The organism is Bacillus cereus group sp. RP29 (assembly GCF_040459765.1).
In the GTDB taxonomy this organism is placed as follows: Bacteria; Bacillota; Bacilli; order Bacillales; family Bacillaceae_G; genus Bacillus_A; species Bacillus_A paranthracis.
In genome coordinates this window covers 1-17012 of sequence record NZ_JARVHN010000001.1, presented here as the reverse complement: position 1 = coordinate 17012, position 17012 = coordinate 1, and the positions used below count along the sequence as shown (strand labels likewise).

The following is a 17012-nucleotide window of genomic DNA, read 5'->3' as shown; positions in this document are numbered from 1 at the left end:
TCCTATAAAGTAAAACTAACTTATCTTCCAGTTAGTAATACAGATTAAAATAGTATAAGGAATATTATTTTATCCTCCTATTTTAGAACGCAATGAAATCCCTAAATCAATTATACCTAAGATTGTCACAAGAGGAAACAGCATCGGGATAAACATGCAGGCGATAAAACTAATAATAGGAACCCCTTTCGTAAAACCTTTGCTATGCGCCAGAAAAGCGATAAACGTCAAACCTTGCAGCACGAGTAGTAAAGCAAATATGACATATAGGTTAGAAAATACCATATGTAAATATGATGTCGGTTCTACTTTTATAAAAGTTGATAGCAAAATAAATACAACGTAATACCAAACAATACTCTTTGGTAATTGTATATCTTTGAACTTAGGCCAAGGTATAACATCATGCTTTAGCTTTCTTAAAGCACTACCTGATATTATTATGGTAATCCAAGAAAGACATACAGAAACCATCACAAGTATACTCGGGAATACCGCTTGTAATATATCATTCATTTGTACAAATAACTCTTTTTGCTCTTTACTAATCGGCATACCAGCAACACTTGCTATCTTTTCACTTTGCACTATGCTTTTATTAAACATATTTTGTATTTGCTTTATAAAATCTATGTTAAAAAACTTTATACTGGCAACATAAATTAGCATAATACTGATTAAGTATGCAAGTGAACCGGTTATTAAAATCTCCAATGGCTTTCTTTGTTTTTTATACATGCACCCTAAAACAATACCCATCAACCCAAATACGACCGTCTTTACTAGACCTATCGGCTGACTTACAAAAACAGCAATTAAAAATGCAGCCGTAAAAATTACAAATGCATTCGATAATTTATATCTTATCGTTAACAATATAAATGGCAACGGCAACGCAAACGTTACAACTGTGCCTAAAATTGGAACATACATAGATATAAGCAATAACATTGCATATATTGCTAACAACGCCGCACCTTCAGTAATAAATTTCGTATTCCTCATCATCTAACCTCTCTTTCAAAAAAGAAAAGCATAGCAAAATGCACAGTAGAGTCCGACTCTACTGTGCATTTCATACGCTATTATTCACCAACATATGGTAAAAGTGCCATTTGACGAGCACGTTTAATTGCAACTGTAAGTTTGCGTTGGTATTTTGCGCTTGTTCCTGTTACACGACGAGGTAAAATTTTACCACGCTCAGAAACGAAACGTTTTAATAAATCAACATCTTTATAATCGATGCGAGTGATGCCGTTAGCTGTGAAGAAACACACCTTACGACGTTTCGCACGTCCACCTTTGCGTCCTGCCATGTCTATTTCCCTCCATTCTTTGTTAAAACTAACAAATTTACTGTATTAGAACGGTAAATCGTCGTCGGAAATGTCGATCGGTTGACCTACATTTGAAAATGGATCGTCATTCTTCGTAAATCCAGAGTTTCCTTGGTTACCTTGGTTGCCTGAATTACTAGATTGACCAAATGGGTTAGAGCTTTGGTTACCGAAACCAGCTCCTGATGGTTGCTGATTAAATGAACCACGTTGCTCCCCACCGCCATTACGCGGCTCTAAAAATTGTACGCTTTCCGCAAGAACTTCTGTTACATATACACGTTTACCATCTTGTCCCTCGTAATTACGAGTTTGAAGACGCCCATCTACGCCTGCTAAGCTACCTTTTTTCAAATAATTTGCTACGTTTTCTGCTTGTTTACGCCATATTACACAATTAATAAAGTCAGCTTCACGCTCACCTTGTTGATTCGCAAATGCGCGATTCACAGCTAACGTAAAAGTAGCTACTGCAACACCATTGGGCGTGTAACGTAAGTCAGGGTCCTTAGTTAAACGACCAACGAGGATAACACGATTCATCAATCGAACCACTCTCCCTTATATATCAATTATTTTTCTTCTTCTTTAACAACGATATGACGAAGGATATCTTCGTTGATCTTAGCTAAACGATCGAATTCGTTAATCGCTTCTGCGTTAGCATTCACGTTTAAGATCATGTAGAAACCTTCACGTAAGTCGTTGATTTCGTAAGCTAAACGACGCTTACCCCACTCTTTCGTGTTAATGATTTCTGCACCATTGTTTGTTAAAACACCTGCAAAACGTTCAACTAAAGCTTTTTGAGCTTCTTCTTCAACGCCAGGACGAATGATGTACATAATTTCGTACTTTCTCATTACACTTTCACCTCCTTTTGGTCTAAACGGCCCGTAATGGGCAAGGAGCAATTAATTTATAGTAATTACTCACGAGTTTAGATTATATCATAGTAAGTTAGATGAATCAACTCACCCATACATAAAAAACTTGGCAAACACATAATATATTTGCCAAGTTCATATCTTTATTTTTCCTAGGAAATATTAAATTAAACGTTGAAACGGAAATGCATAACGTCTCCGTCTTTTACGATATACTCTTTTCCTTCTAAACGAACTTTACCAGCTTCTTTTGCAGCTGTCATAGAACCGTTTGTCATTAGGTCTTCGTAAGAAACTGTTTCTGCACGAATAAATCCACGCTCAAAGTCTGTATGAATTACGCCGGCACATTGTGGTGCTTTCATACCTTGTTTAAACGTCCATGCACGTACTTCTTGCACACCTGCTGTGAAGTAAGTAGCAAGTCCTAATAAATCATATGCAGCACGAATTAATTGATCTAAACCAGATTCCTCAATGCCCAGTTCTTCAAGGAAGACTTTTTTCTCTTCCTCGTCTAGCTCAGCAATTTCTGATTCGATTTTTGCACATACAACGATTACTTGAGAATTTTCATTTGCAGCAAATTCTTTTACCATTTGTACGTATTTGTTTTCAGAAGGATCGATAACATCGTCCTCGCTTACGTTTGCTACGTATAACATTTCTTTCGTTGTCAGTAAATGAAGACCTTTAACAATCTTCATTTGCTCTTCTGTAAATTCAACAGTACGAGCTGGTTTACCCTCTTCAAAAGCTTCTTTTAAACGTACTAAAATTTCATGCTCATATACTGCTTCTTTATCCTTTTGTCTTGCTAATTTCGCAACACGTTCGATACGTTTATCAACAGATTCTAAGTCTGCTAAGATTAGCTCTAAGTTGATTGTTTCAATATCATCAATTGGGTCTACTTTACCTGAAACATGCGTAATATTTTCGTCTTCAAAACAACGAACAACTTGGCAAATTGCATCTACTTGGCGAATGTGAGATAAGAATTTATTTCCTAAACCTTCACCTTTACTCGCACCTTTTACGATACCTGCAATATCAGTAAACTCAAATACAGTCGGAACAGTTTTTTTCGGTTCTACTAATTCCGTTAATTTATTTAAACGCTCATCTGGTACTTCTACAATTCCTACGTTTGGATCAATTGTACAGAATGGATAGTTTGCAGATTCTGCTCCTGCTTGTGTAATTGCATTAAATAAAGTGGACTTCCCTACGTTAGGTAATCCAACAATCCCAGCCGTTAATCCCATATTTTTCACTCCTATGTCTCAATCTTTCATCATTATAGATAGTAACGAAAAAAATGACAAGTTTCCTCCAAACGAAAAAAAGTAACAGCTACCCACTGTAACTGTTACTTTCTCTCTATTCTTCGTGCTTCACAAGTATTTTTTTCACCTTACGATCAAACTCTCTTCGAGGAATCATTACTGAATGGTCACATCCCTCGCACTTAATGCGGATATCCATTCCCATACGAATAATCTTCCAACGATTCTCCCCACATGGGTGGGCTTTCTTCATTTCCACAACATCGTACAAGTTATACTGCTTTTGCTCCATTCTCCAAACCCCTCTCCATATTAAATTGCTTTTCCACTCACTAACTCTTCACGATTATATAAAACCATACGTGGATATGGAATTTCAATACCATGTAAATCTAGACGATTTTTAATTTCTTTACGAAGTGCCCTTGCAATAACTGCATGTTGCATCGGCTCTACTTCTGCAATAACACGTAATATAACTTCTGATGCAGCTAATGTTTGCACGCCTAATAACTGAGGCGTTGTTACCATTTGCTCATATTGTGCAGGTAATTCTTCTAATAATTCTTCAATGACTTGCTCTGCTTTTGCTATATCAGCCTCATACGAAATAGATACGTCAACAAATGCTACACTATTACTAACTGAATAGTTGGTAACCTGAACAATACTTCCGTTTGGTAAAGTATGAATTTCACCTGTCCAACTTTTCACTTTCGTTGTACGAAGTCCAATTTCTAAAACGACACCTTCAAACTGACCAATTTTCACATAGTCACCAACTGAAAATTGATCTTCTAACAAGATAAATAACCCTGTAATAACATCTTTCACTAAACTTTGAGCACCAAATCCGACTGCTAAACCAATTACCCCAGCACCGGCTAATAAACCTGATGCATTAATATTAAACACACCTAAAATCGCAATTAACATAATGAACATAACAACGTATGCCACAATATTTTCAAGTAACTTCGCTACTGTAACTGTACGACGTTCTGAAATTTGAATTGGAGAACGACTTCCCATACGAAACGCATTTCGTACAACCGCTCTTGCAATTCGCACTACAATTGCACCAATTGTTAAAATGATACATATTTTTAATGTCGCAATTCCAATATGAGCCCAACGATCAGCATCTAATAAATACTGTTTCGTAGCATTAAACCACTTCGTTAATACATCCATGTACCTCTACCTCTCCAGCCAAAATTTCTTTTTAGTTATCCTTCTTATTGTATCAGAAGTCTCCTAATTGCTGAAAAAATTTTATGTCTTTAATTCCATTTGTTAACCGCCATGCAGGTATAAAATGGAACGAATATATATATACTAGTACTATTATTTCCGTTCTCACTTAAGTTTTACAGCAAGTACGCACTTATAGTTTTCCATTTTACTCACCATATAACATATTTTGAAAATTTATTAAAAGGATGGGTGCTTCATGAATATTGGAAGTTTTCGCTTACCTTTTTTCGAAAAAGAAACTCAAAATGTTATGCACCAAGATTTAGAAGCCTCCGAGACAATTAGTAACTTCTTACTTTCCCATATCCCTATTAAAACTCATATACCAATCATTCTCGTTTGTATCGGAACAGATCGTTCCACAGGAGATGCACTCGGTCCGTTAGTCGGTACGAAACTAGAACAAGTAGAAATTACAAACTTCCAAGTGTTCGGCACACTAGATGATCCAGTACATGCGCTAAACTTAGAGGAAAAAATTCAGAATATACAGAAAGATAATCCTACTTCATTTATAATTGCGGTTGATGCCTGTTTAGGAAAGTCTCAAAGTATCGGTTCCATCACTACCGGAATGGGACCTAGTAAACCCGGAGCTGCTATGAACAAGAAATTACCAGCAGTTGGTGATTTACATATTCATGGCATCGTAAATCTAAATGGTTTTATGGAGTTTTTCGTCCTGCAAAATACAAGATTAAGTTTAGTTATGAAAATGGCTGATGTAATTGCACAAAGCATAAAAGAAACAGACCAAAAATTATCTGTATTAAAAAAAGCAAACCATCTATAAATAATAAGATGGTTTGCTTTTTAGTTTTGCTGCGCTAATAATTCTAAAATACGATTTAAATCTTCTTTATTGAAAAATTCAATTTCGATTTTACCTTTTTCCTTTTTTGTTTCTTTAATTTTTACCTCTGTGCCAAACTTTTCTCTTAAGAACGTTTCGCGTTCTACGAAAAATATGTTTCTCTCTTTTTTTACTTGTTTTGTTTCACGTGAAACGCGTTGATTAATCTCCTGAACAATTTTCTCTAATTGACGAACATTTAATCCTTCTTTTTCAATTCGTTTCAGTAAAGATTTCAACTGCTCTTCATCTTTTATCGTAAGTAAAGTTCTCCCATGAGCCATTGAAAGTTGACCGTTTGCAATCATATCTTGCACAAAAGAAGGGAGGCTTAATAATCGCGTATAGTTTGCAATGTAAGGTCTACTCTTACCAAGACGTTTTGCTAATTGTTCTTGCGTCACATTTAGCTCATTCATTAACATTTGATATGCCATTGCTTCTTCCATTGGATTTAAATCTTCTCGTTGTAAGTTTTCAAGCAATGCAAACTCCATCATTTGCTGCTCATTTAATTGTCTTACAACGGCAGGTACTTTTTCGAGTCCCGCTTCTTTAGCAGCACGATATCTTCTTTCACCTGCAACAATTTCATATCCTTTAATACTCTTTCTAGCAATTAATGGTTGTAATATGCCGTGCTCTTTAATAGAGGCCGATAATTCCTGAATCGCCTCTTTATTAAAGTGTTTACGTGGTTGATATGGATTCGGTCTTAATTCAGTTATCGTAATCTCCTGAATTGTCTCTTCTTCTTTCACATCTAAATCAGGAAAAAACACATTGATTCCTCTTCCTAATCCTTTAGCCACCTGCAATCACTTCCTCTGCTAAATCTATATATACTTCTGCCCCTCTTGATTTAGCGTCATACTGCATAATTGGTTTCCCATGACTTGGTGCTTCACTCAAACGAACATTACGAGGGATAATCGAACGGTATACTTTATCTCTAAAGTATTTTTTCACTTCATCTATAACCTGAATCCCTAAATTTGTACGGGCATCTAACATTGTTAGCAATACGCCTTGAATTGCTAGATTTTTATTTAAGTGCTTTTGCACAAGTCGAACTGTATTTAATAGCTGACTTAACCCTTCTAGTGCGTAATATTCGCATTGAACAGGAATAATAACAGAATCTGCTGCAGTTAATGCATTAATCGTTAATAACCCTAAGGACGGGGGACAGTCGATAATAATATAATCATATTCATCTCGAACTGGCTGTAATGCCCTTTGCAAACGTACTTCCCGGGAAATAGTCGGTACCAATTCAATTTCAGCACCTGCTAATTGAATTGTAGCGGGTAGAACATCTAAGTTTTCAGTTGCGGTTTTCTGTATAACCCCTTGAACATCTGCATCTTCCACAAGAACATTGTAAATACATTGATCTAATTCGGATTTTTCAATTCCCACACCCGTCGTTGCATTTCCTTGAGCATCAATATCTACAAGAAGGACCTTTTTACCTACTTGTGCCAATCCAGCCCCTAAATTAACAGATGTTGTTGTTTTTCCAACGCCACCCTTTTGATTGGCTATAGCAATGATTTTTCCCATGATGTCACCTACTTTCAACCTTTCTATCTTATTCTAGTAACAATTACGTTTATTGTAACATGAAATAAAAGTTTTTCTTTTACGTCCTTATTAAACTTCAAAATTTATTTGTAAACTCCTTCTTCATCTAACAAGAAAATATAGTAAAAGAGACCTATCCAATAGGATCAGGTCTCTAACACACCATTATTATTTTTTCTTCGGAATTTGAATTGTAATTTGATAGTACTCGTCAAACTCTTCTTCCTCAGAATTAACATTTAAACCACTGTCAGCAACCATTTGTAATGACTGCCTAATTGTATTCATGGCAATTCTCGTATCTCGACTTACTGCTTTTTGCTTTGCCTTACGCTTCGGTTTTGCTTCCTCTAGTAATTTCGCAATTCGTTCCTCTGTTTGCTTTACATTCAGTTGTTTCTCCACAATTTCCTGTAAAACCTTCAGTTGTAATTCCTCATTCTTTAAAGGGATGAGCGCACGGGCATGGCGTTCTGTAATACTTTTTTCTAATAACGCATTTTTTATTTCTTCAGGCAACTTTAACAATCGCAACTTATTTGCGATTGTAGATTGTCCTTTTCCGAGTCTTTGTGCCAATGCTTCTTGCGTTAAATTATGTAACTCAATTAGCTTTTGATATGCCACAGCTTCCTCGATTGCTGTTAGTTCCTCACGTTGCAAGTTTTCAATTAAAGCCACAGAAGCTGTTTCTGTATCATTTAAGTTTTTTATAATTGCAGGAACCTTTTCCCACCCTAACTTTGTTGCTGCACGGAAACGCCTTTCTCCAGCAATAATCTCGTACTTCTCATCCTCATATTGCCTCACAACAATTGGCTGAATAAGTCCGTGTGTACGAATCGTTAATGCTAGTTCCTCAATACGCGCGTCATCAAAAACTGTTCGTGGTTGATAACGGTTAGGGGTAATATTTACTATCGGAATTTCTTGTATTTCTTCATATACCTTTTTATCTATTTCTTCATGGCTTTCGTCTTGTAATTCGAATTCGCTCTCTTTATCTCCAAAGCCAAATAAACGAGAAAACGTATTTTTCATACATATTCCACCACCTTTAGGCCTATTGACTATTCTCCATAAAATGTTTCCTATGAAACATTTACGTTTTCATTTATATAATTTAATCTTACGTCTAATAAGATTTATTTTTCAATAGGTAATTTATTGGGTGTTCCCGGTTTGCGTGGATATTTCTTTGGTGTCTTGCGCTTTTTCTCGATTAATAAAATATTACGTTCACTTTCTTCAAATGGTAATTGGAACGTAGACATTTCTTTTAAATCCCCGCCTAGCACCTCTAAAGCATACTTGCCATTTTCAATTTCTTCGTTTGCTGCAGCACCTTTCATTGCAATGAATGTTCCCCCAACTTTTACAAGTGGTAAACACAGCTCACTTAATACTGAAAGACGTGCGACTGCACGTGCCATTACAATGTCGTACGCTTCACGTACACCTTCTTTTTTTCCAAATGTTTCAGCACGATCATGACAAAACGCGACGTCACTCAATTCCAACTTTTGTGCTAAATGATTTAAGAAATTAATACGTTTTTGCAATGAGTCTACAATCGTCACTTTTAAATGCGGGAAACAGATTTTTAAAGGAATACTTGGGAATCCAGCTCCTGCGCCAACATCACAAATTGAGAATGGTTTTGAAAAATCGTAATAAAAAGCAGCTGTAATGGAATCAAAAAAGTGTTTTAAATATACTTCCTCTTTTTCCGTAATAGCCGTTAAATTCATTTTTTCATTCCATTCTACTAATGTTTCGAAGTAGATTTCGAACTGCTCTAACTGTCTAGAAGAGAGGGTGATACCCTTCTCTTCTAGCATAGATTGAAATTGTTCTATGTTCATCTAACAATATCTCCTTACTATTTATTGGTTCGATACTCGCGCAATTTTTCCTTGTTCAATATACACAAGTAAAATGGAAATGTCTGCTGGATTTACGCCCGATATACGTGAAGCCTGCCCCACTGAAAGTGGACGAACATCTTTCAATTTCTGTCTAGCTTCTGATGCAAGGCTAGAAATCGCATCATAATCAATATCGACAGGAATTTTTTTACTTTCCATCTTCTTCATACGCTCTACTTGCTGTAAAGATTTTTCGATATATCCTTCGTACTTAATCTGAATTTCAACTTGTTCTGTAACTTCATCACTTAATTCTACTTCACTTGGTACTAAAAGATGGATATGCTCATATGTCATCTCTGGACGACGTAATAAGTCACTTGCACGTATTCCATCTTTCAATTCACTTCCACCAATATTGCGAATTAATTCTTGAACTTCAGGACGTGGTTTAATAATAATGCTACTTAAACGTTCCTTTTCCTGTTCAATTTGTAATTTTTTATTTGTAAATCGCTCATAGCGTTCTTCTTTAATTAATCCAATTTCATGACCAATTTCAGTTAAACGAAGATCCGCATTATCATGGCGTAATAATAGACGATACTCTGCACGAGACGTTAATAAACGATATGGTTCATTCGTCCCTTTCGTTACAAGATCATCAATTAAGACACCAATATAAGCATCCTCACGACCTAAAATAACTTCTTTTTTACCTAAAGAACGACATGCTGCATTAATTCCGGCCATAAGCCCTTGTCCTGCTGCCTCTTCGTAACCAGAAGTTCCGTTAATTTGTCCTGCTGTATATAAATTTTTAATTTTTTTCGTTTCAAGTGTTGGCCATAGTTGCGTTGGCACAATTGCATCATATTCAATTGCATAACCTGTACGCATCATTTCAACATTTTCTAGACCAGGGATTGTTCTAAGCATATCACGCTGTACGTCTTCTGGTAAGCTTGTGGATAAACCTTGTACGTACACTTCTTGTGTGTTACGTCCCTCTGGCTCTAAGAAAATTTGATGACGTGGTTTATCATTAAACCTTACTACTTTGTCTTCAATTGAAGGACAATATCTAGGACCTGTTCCCTTAATCATACCAGAATACATAGCTGAGCGATGTAGGTTTTCATCTATTAAACGATGTGTTTCCGTACTTGTATACGTTAACCAACATGGAATTTGATCCATAATAAACTTTGTCGTTTCAAAAGAGAAAGCGCGTGGCTTATCGTCACCTGGCTGAATTTCTGTTTTACTGTAATCAATCGTATTACTATTTACGCGCGGAGGTGTACCTGTTTTAAATCTAACAAGATCAAATCCAAGCTCCTCTAAATGTTCCGATAAAGTAATAGATGGTTGTTGATTATTTGGACCACTCGAATATTTTAAATCTCCCATAATAATCTCACCACGTAAAAACGTACCAGTCGTAATTACGACTGTTTTTGCTGTATATTCAGCACCAGCTTGCGTAATTACCCCTTTACATTCGCCATCTTCAACGATCAAACGTTCTACCATTCCTTGGAACAACGTTAAGTTTGGTGTTTCTTCAATTGTTTTCTTTAATTCATGCTGGTAAGAGAACTTATCTGCTTGTGCTCGAAGTGCACGTACAGCTGGCCCTTTACCTGTATTTAACATACGCATTTGAATATGCGTTTTATCAATGTTGCGTCCCATTTCTCCGCCTAATGCATCAATTTCACGAACAACAATCCCTTTTGCTGGTCCACCAACAGAAGGGTTACATGGCATAAACGCTACCATATCTAAGTTAATTGTTAACATTAATGTTTTGGAGCCCATTCGTGCTGCCGCAAGACCAGCTTCACATCCTGCATGACCTGCACCGATTACTATGACATCGTATGAACCGGCATTGTATCCCATTGTTTATTCCTCCTAATAATCTCTATCTTTCTGAAACATCACTATATTATTTTCCTAAACAAAATTGAGAGAACAACTGGTCAATTAAGCTCTCATGAACGGTGTCACCAGTAATTTCACCAAGTATTTCCCACGTTCTTGTTAAATCAATCTGCACCATATCAATTGGAACACCATTTTCTATCGCCTCAATTGCATCTCCAATTGTTTTTCCTGCTTGTGTTAATAATCCAATATGTCTCGCGTTAGAAACATATGTTACATCTGCAGAATCAATTGTTCCTTCAAAGAATAAATCAGCGATTGCCGTTTCAAGCTCATCTATTCCCTGTTCCTCAATTAACGACGTTGTAATAACACGATTCCCCGCTGCTAATTCTATAACACGTTCCATATCAATTGCTTGCGGTAAATCTGTCTTATTTACAATAACAATGAAATCTTTTCCTTGTACGGCACGGAATAGATCTTCATCCTCATTCGTTAAAGCTTCGCTATAATTAACGACAACTAACACTAAATCAGCTTGACTCATCATTTCTTTTGAACGCTCTACACCAATTCGTTCAACAACATCTTCTGTTTCACGAATTCCGGCCGTATCTATAAGTTTAAGTGGTACACCACGCACATTAACGTACTCTTCAATAACATCACGAGTTGTTCCTGCAATATCAGTTACAATTGCCTTTTTCTCCTGAACGAGACTATTTAATAGCGATGATTTCCCAACATTAGGTCTACCAATGATTGCAGTAGCAATACCTTCACGTAAAATCTTTCCTTGCTTTGATGTTTCTAATATTTTTGCAATTTCAGCACGAACATGTGTAGCTTTCTCAATTAAAATATTATGTGTCATTTCTTCCACATCATCATATTCCGGGTAATCTATGTTTACCTCAACATGAGCTAACGTTTCTAATATATCCTGACGCAGACGGCCGATTAATTTAGATAATCGTCCTTCCATTTGATTAATCGCTACGTTCATTGCTCGATCTGTTTTTGCACGGATTAAGTCCATAACAGCTTCTGCTTGTGATAAATCAATACGGCCATTTAAAAAAGCACGTTTTGTAAATTCACCAGGCTCCGCTAATCGTACTCCTTGCGCTAAAATAAGCTGCAATACTTTATTTACCGAAACAAGCCCACCGTGACAGTTAATTTCTACTATATTTTCACGTGTAAAAGTCCTCGGTGCACGCATAATAGACACCATTACTTCTTCAATAACCTGATTTGTATCTAAATCAACAATATGACCATAATGAATTGTGTGAGAAGGAACCTCTGTTAAATCCTTCCCTTTAAAAATACGATTAACCTTTTCAACCGCATCATCCCCACTTACTCGAACAATGGCAATTGCACCCTCTCCAAGCGCTGTGGAAATCGCGGCAATTGTATCAAATTCCATGTCCTTTCACCTCACTTGCTTATTTATCTCTATTTCAACATGATTATTTTCTTCACTAAATTATTAGAATACCATAACGAACCTATCTACAAAAGAATAATAACTCATTTTATTATGTCCTCATGTAAAAAACACTAAACTTATTCACAGTGGATAAGTTTAGTGTTTTTTAGTTATCCACACCTATTTTTCCCTCAAAAAAACCGGCACTCAATTGAGTAACCGGTCACTTGGAAGATATTACAACATGTCGATGTGGTTCTTTTCCTTCAGAAGTTGTAATGATATTTTGATGATTAGATAATGCTTGGTGGATAATCTTTCGTTCAAAAGATGGCATAGGCTCCAATACAACTCTTTTTTTCGTACTTACTACTTGTTTGGCTAATCGATAAGAAAGTGCTTCTAGCGTAGCTTTTCTTTTACTACGATAATTTTCAGCATCTAATGTGATACCAATGTACTGCTTCGTATTACGATTCGCCACAAGTTTTGTTAAATACTGTAAAGAATTCAGGGTATTCCCTCTTTTTCCAATCAAAACACCCACATTTTCGCCGTAAATTGTAAATTCAACTTCGCGTCCTTTTACAATTTTACTAATCTCAGCTTCCACACCCATATCGTGAATAACATTTTTTAAATATTCTTCACATTCTTGAATTGGATCTTTCTTCAATACAACTTCTACTACTGCAGGTCGGTTCCCAAATAAACCTAAGAACCCTCTCTTACCCTCATCGATAATATTTATATCTACTCGGTCTTTTGAAACATTTAATTGTCTTAAAGCATCCTGTACTGCCAGCTCGACTGTTTGTCCTTTAGCAGTAATTATACTCACTTGCTTGATCCTCCTGCCTTACTAGCCTTAATTTCCGGCCCTTTGATCAAGTACATTTGAGCGATACCAAAGATATTACCAACAACCCAGTAAAGTGATAATGCAGCTGGGAAGTTAATTGCAAAGATTAAAATCATGATTGGCATTAACCAAATCATCATTGCCATTTGCGGATTTTGACCAGCAGTTCCTGCCATTGCAAGTTTTTGCTGAATAAATGTCGTAATTGCCGCAACAACCGGTAAGATATAGAACGGATCTGCTTGTCCTAAGTCGAACCATAAGAATGTATGCTTACTAATTTCTGATGTTCTCATAATCGCATGGTAAAACGCGAATAAAATAGGCATCTGAACAAAGATTGGTAAACATCCTGCTAATGGATTTACACCATTTTTTTGATACAACTGCATCATTTCTTGTTGTAGTTTTTGCTGCGTTGCTTGATCTTTAGAGCTATATTTCTCTTTTAACTTCACCATTTCTGGTTGTAACGCTTGCATTGCTTTCGTACTCTTCGTTTGTTTAATCATTAATGGTAATAATGCAAAACGAATGATAAGAGTTGTAACAACAATCGCTAAACCGTAATTACTACCAAATAAGTTGGCAAAATACGTAATTAACTGAGAAAGCGGGTATACGAAGTATTCATTCCAAATTCCAGTGCTTTTTGGTGTAATTGGCTGATTTACTTCACTACAGCCAGCAGTAATCGCCATTAATACAACAACCATGGCTAGTAAACCTAATTTCTTTTTCAAAGCCTACTCCTCCTTGTATCGGTATGTATATAGTGTAATTCATTTCCTTACGCTACTTTTTTATTCTTTTCATACCAGAGCGTTTAAAGACATGAATTAAGCTTTTCTTTACTTCTTCATATGTCATCTCTGCACAAGGCTTCCTTGCTATTATAACAAAATCTTTTCCAGAATCTATCTCATCTTTTAATTCTGTGATCGACTGGCGAATCATACGTTTAATTCGGTTACGCACTACTGCATTTCCTATTTTCTTGCTGACAGAAAGGCCAATACGAAAGTTTGGCTGCTCTTCTTTATCTAGTTGATACACAACAAATTGACGATTCGCAGTCGATTTTCCTTTTTGAAAAACCGTCTGGAATTCATCATTCTTTTTTATACGATGTTTTTTCTTCATATCAATTGACACTCCTGTAGTTCATCAGCGGAAATTCACTATTATTAGAAAAAAAGACCACTGAACGATCAGTGGTCTACGCAGATAATACTTTTCTTCCTTTACGACGACGAGCTGCTAGCACTTTACGTCCGTTCGCTGTGCTCATACGGCTGCGGAAACCATGTACTTTGCTGCGCTTACGTTTATTTGGTTGGTAAGTTCTTTTCATTATATGACACCTCCCTGAGGAATATCTGTTAAAGACAGTCTTATAAATTATAGTTAATCAACTAGGAAAATGTCAATGGTTCTAGAAATTTTCATCAAATATTCATTTTGAACCTATTCACATACTTTTTCACAGACGCTATATTTCCTTGTGGATAAATGTTTTTTTCTGTTTTTTATATCCACAAACTCTTTTCGTACTTTTACACAGTATATCGTGTTGTGGACAAGTTTATTCCACAAGGTATTGATTTTGTGGATAACTTTCTTAATTTCATTGCTATAGCTACTTTTTTTTGATATTATAGTTGTGTTTTCACTTTGAATAAGTTTTCCACATCATTATCTTATCCACAATTTGTGTATAACATGTGGACAGTTTTAATCACATGTGGGTAAATGATTATCCACATTTGCTTTTTTTGTCGAAAACCCTATCTCATATACAAACGACGTTTTTAGGTTTTAAAATACGTTTCGTATAAATATACATTTTATATTTATTTAGGTTGTACATTTGTTGCGCAACCTTATTCTTTTACCATCTTAGTAAAGGAGGGACACCTTTGGAAAACATCTCTGATTTATGGAACAGCGCCTTAAAAGAACTAGAAAAAAAGGTCAGTAAACCAAGTTATGAAACATGGTTAAAATCAACGACCGCACATAATTTAAAGAAAGATGTATTAACAATTACGGCTCCAAATGAATTCGCCCGCGATTGGCTAGAATCTCATTATTCAGAGCTAATTTCAGAAACACTTTATGATTTAACAGGGGCAAAATTAGCTATTCGCTTTATTATTCCCCAAAGTCAAGCCGAAGAGGAGATTGATCTTCCTCCTTCTAAACCGAATTCAGCACAAGATGATTCTAATCATTTACCACAGAGTATGCTAAATCCAAAATATACGTTTGATACGTTTGTTATTGGCTCTGGTAACCGTTTTGCTCACGCTGCTTCATTGGCCGTAGCCGAAGCGCCAGCTAAAGCATATAATCCCCTCTTTATTTATGGGGGAGTTGGACTTGGAAAGACCCATTTAATGCATGCAATTGGTCATTATGTAATTGAACATAACCCAAATGCCAAAGTTGTATATTTATCATCAGAAAAATTTACAAATGAATTCATTAATTCTATTCGTGATAATAAAGCTGTCGATTTTCGTAATAAATACCGCAATGTGGATGTTTTATTGATAGATGATATTCAATTTTTAGCGGGAAAAGAACAAACTCAAGAAGAGTTTTTCCATACATTCAATGCATTACACGAAGAAAGTAAACAAATTGTAATTTCCAGTGATCGGCCACCAAAAGAAATTCCAACTTTAGAAGATCGTCTTCGTTCTCGCTTTGAATGGGGACTCATTACGGATATTACGCCACCAGATTTAGAAACGCGGATTGCAATTTTGCGCAAAAAGGCAAAGGCTGAAGGACTTGATATACCAAATGAGGTCATGCTTTATATTGCAAATCAAATCGATTCAAATATTCGTGAACTAGAAGGTGCACTCATCCGAGTTGTAGCTTATTCATCTTTAATTAACAAAGATATTAATGCTGATTTAGCAGCCGAAGCACTTAAAGATATTATTCCAAATTCTAAACCAAAAATTATCTCCATTTATGATATTCAAAAAGCTGTAGGAGATGTTTATCAAGTAAAATTGGAAGATTTCAAGGCGAAAAAGCGAACGAAATCAGTTGCCTTCCCTCGCCAAATTGCAATGTATTTATCACGTGAACTGACAGACTCCTCCTTACCTAAAATAGGTGAAGAATTTGGTGGACGTGATCATACAACAGTTATCCATGCTCATGAAAAAATTTCTAAGCTACTTAAGACGGATACGCAATTACAAAAGCAAGTTGAAGAAATTAACGATATTTTAAAGTAGTAGCTGAATAGTGTGAATAACTTTCCTTGTTTTACGCACAGTCTATCCACATGTAGATAGACTGTTTTTACATCCTTTAACAGGGTTATCCACATATCCACAAGCCCTATTACTATTACTACTATTTTTTATCTTTATTAATTAAATAAAATCTTATACTTACCGGAGGTTTTTCTTTATGCGTTTTACAATACAAAAAGACTATCTTGTAAGAAGTGTACAAGATGTAATGAAGGCTGTTTCTTCTCGTACAACAATTCCGATCCTTACGGGGATTAAAGTTGTCGCTACAGAAGAAGGAGTTACATTAACAGGAAGCGATGCTGATATTTCAATTGAATCTTTCATTCCAGTTGAAGAGAATGGAAAAGAAATCGTAGAAGTGAATCAATCAGGAAGTATTGTTTTACAGGCTAAATATTTTAGTGAAATTGTAAAGAAGTTGCCTAAAGAAACTGTAGAAATTTCTGTGGAA

Annotated in this window: 19 protein-coding genes and 1 pseudogene; 3 read left to right on the top strand and 17 right to left on the bottom strand. The window is 35.8% G+C overall.

From position 1 onward, the window contains the following. Positions 1-69: 69 nt before the first annotated feature. The 7 genes from QCI47_RS00100 to QCI47_RS00070 form a co-directional block, all read right to left on the bottom strand. Positions 70-1005, bottom strand: a complete 936-nt coding sequence (locus QCI47_RS00100) for a YybS family protein (protein WP_139303605.1) — start codon at positions 1003-1005, stop codon at positions 70-72. Positions 1006-1085: 80 nt separating this feature from the next. Then, positions 1086-1319 (bottom strand): 30S ribosomal protein S18, encoded by a 234-nt coding sequence (rpsR, locus tag QCI47_RS00095; protein ID WP_000918873.1) that lies wholly within the window; start codon positions 1317-1319, stop codon positions 1086-1088. 45 nt (positions 1320-1364) lie between these two features. Continuing rightward, positions 1365-1886, bottom strand: a complete 522-nt coding sequence (gene ssb / locus QCI47_RS00090; protein WP_000981967.1) for a single-stranded DNA-binding protein — start codon at positions 1884-1886, stop codon at positions 1365-1367. Positions 1887-1912: 26 nt separating this feature from the next. After that, positions 1913-2203, bottom strand: coding sequence for a 30S ribosomal protein S6 (gene rpsF, locus QCI47_RS00085; protein WP_001233779.1), 291 nt, complete (start codon positions 2201-2203; stop codon positions 1913-1915). A 191-nt stretch (positions 2204-2394) separates the two neighbouring features. Continuing rightward, complete coding sequence (gene ychF / locus QCI47_RS00080) at positions 2395-3495, bottom strand: redox-regulated ATPase YchF (protein ID WP_000524669.1); 1101 nt, start codon at positions 3493-3495, stop codon at positions 2395-2397. Positions 3496-3610: 115 nt separating this feature from the next. Continuing rightward, positions 3611-3808: a DUF951 domain-containing protein gene (locus QCI47_RS00075; RefSeq protein ID WP_000436051.1), complete on the bottom strand. Its 198-nt coding sequence runs from the start codon at positions 3806-3808 to the stop codon at positions 3611-3613. 20 nt (positions 3809-3828) lie between these two features. Beyond that, positions 3829-4710 carry a mechanosensitive ion channel family protein gene (locus QCI47_RS00070; RefSeq protein ID WP_000382911.1) on the bottom strand — a complete coding sequence of 294 codons (882 nt, stop codon included), beginning with the start codon at positions 4708-4710 and terminating at the stop codon, positions 3829-3831. 259 nt (positions 4711-4969) lie between these two features. On the opposite strand from QCI47_RS00070, the gene yyaC reads away from it, so the two are divergent. Continuing rightward, positions 4970-5566 carry a spore protease YyaC gene (yyaC, locus tag QCI47_RS00065; RefSeq protein ID WP_001020719.1) on the top strand — a complete coding sequence of 199 codons (597 nt, stop codon included), beginning with the start codon at positions 4970-4972 and terminating at the stop codon, positions 5564-5566. Positions 5567-5586: 20 nt separating this feature from the next. Here the strand turns inward: yyaC and spo0J are convergent, their stop codons facing one another. From spo0J to rpmH, 10 genes are all read right to left on the bottom strand, one after another. Next, a complete protein-coding gene (gene spo0J, locus QCI47_RS00060) occupies positions 5587-6438 on the bottom strand; it encodes a stage 0 sporulation protein Spo0J (RefSeq protein WP_001051838.1) in 852 nt (283 codons plus the stop codon). After that, positions 6431-7192, bottom strand: a complete 762-nt coding sequence (soj, locus tag QCI47_RS00055) for a sporulation initiation inhibitor protein Soj (protein WP_000516114.1) — start codon at positions 7190-7192, stop codon at positions 6431-6433. The genes spo0J and soj overlap by 8 nt, the downstream gene beginning before the upstream one ends. Positions 7193-7381: 189 nt before the next feature. After that, positions 7382-8254, bottom strand: a complete 873-nt coding sequence (gene noc, locus QCI47_RS00050) for a nucleoid occlusion protein (RefSeq protein ID WP_000799029.1) — start codon at positions 8252-8254, stop codon at positions 7382-7384. A gap of 104 nt (positions 8255-8358) precedes the next feature. Further along, on the bottom strand, positions 8359-9078 hold the full coding sequence (gene rsmG, locus QCI47_RS00045; RefSeq protein WP_001019621.1) for a 16S rRNA (guanine(527)-N(7))-methyltransferase RsmG: 720 nt from the start codon (positions 9076-9078) through the stop codon (positions 8359-8361). A 21-nt stretch (positions 9079-9099) separates the two neighbouring features. Beyond that, positions 9100-10989 carry a tRNA uridine-5-carboxymethylaminomethyl(34) synthesis enzyme MnmG gene (gene mnmG / locus QCI47_RS00040; RefSeq protein ID WP_000541033.1) on the bottom strand — a complete coding sequence of 630 codons (1890 nt, stop codon included), beginning with the start codon at positions 10987-10989 and terminating at the stop codon, positions 9100-9102. 46 nt (positions 10990-11035) lie between these two features. Beyond that, the gene (gene mnmE, locus QCI47_RS00035; protein ID WP_000393773.1) at positions 11036-12412 is read right to left on the bottom strand and encodes a tRNA uridine-5-carboxymethylaminomethyl(34) synthesis GTPase MnmE; all 1377 of its coding nucleotides are present in this window, start codon (positions 12410-12412) and stop codon (positions 11036-11038) included. Between the two features lie 226 nt (positions 12413-12638). Further along, on the bottom strand, positions 12639-13256 hold the full coding sequence (gene jag, locus QCI47_RS00030; RefSeq protein ID WP_000022804.1) for an RNA-binding cell elongation regulator Jag/EloR: 618 nt from the start codon (positions 13254-13256) through the stop codon (positions 12639-12641). Next, positions 13253-14020: a YidC family membrane integrase SpoIIIJ gene (spoIIIJ, locus tag QCI47_RS00025; protein WP_000727751.1), complete on the bottom strand. Its 768-nt coding sequence runs from the start codon at positions 14018-14020 to the stop codon at positions 13253-13255. Before spoIIIJ ends, jag begins: the two co-directional genes overlap by 4 nt. Before the next feature lie 52 nt (positions 14021-14072). Further along, entirely contained in the window at positions 14073-14420 is a 348-nt protein-coding gene (rnpA, locus tag QCI47_RS00020; RefSeq protein WP_000726630.1) for a ribonuclease P protein component, read from the bottom strand. Positions 14421-14496: 76 nt separating this feature from the next. Further along, entirely contained in the window at positions 14497-14631 is a 135-nt protein-coding gene (gene rpmH / locus QCI47_RS00015) for a 50S ribosomal protein L34 (protein ID WP_000831901.1), read from the bottom strand. 565 nt (positions 14632-15196) lie between these two features. Here rpmH and dnaA point away from each other — a divergent pair. Together dnaA and QCI47_RS00005 are read left to right on the top strand one after the other, a co-directional pair. Beyond that, positions 15197-16537 (top strand): chromosomal replication initiator protein DnaA, encoded by a 1341-nt coding sequence (dnaA, locus tag QCI47_RS00010; protein ID WP_000428025.1) that lies wholly within the window; start codon positions 15197-15199, stop codon positions 16535-16537. A 178-nt stretch (positions 16538-16715) separates the two neighbouring features. After that, positions 16716-17012 (top strand): annotated as a pseudogene (locus QCI47_RS00005) (DNA polymerase III subunit beta); the annotation flags it as partial.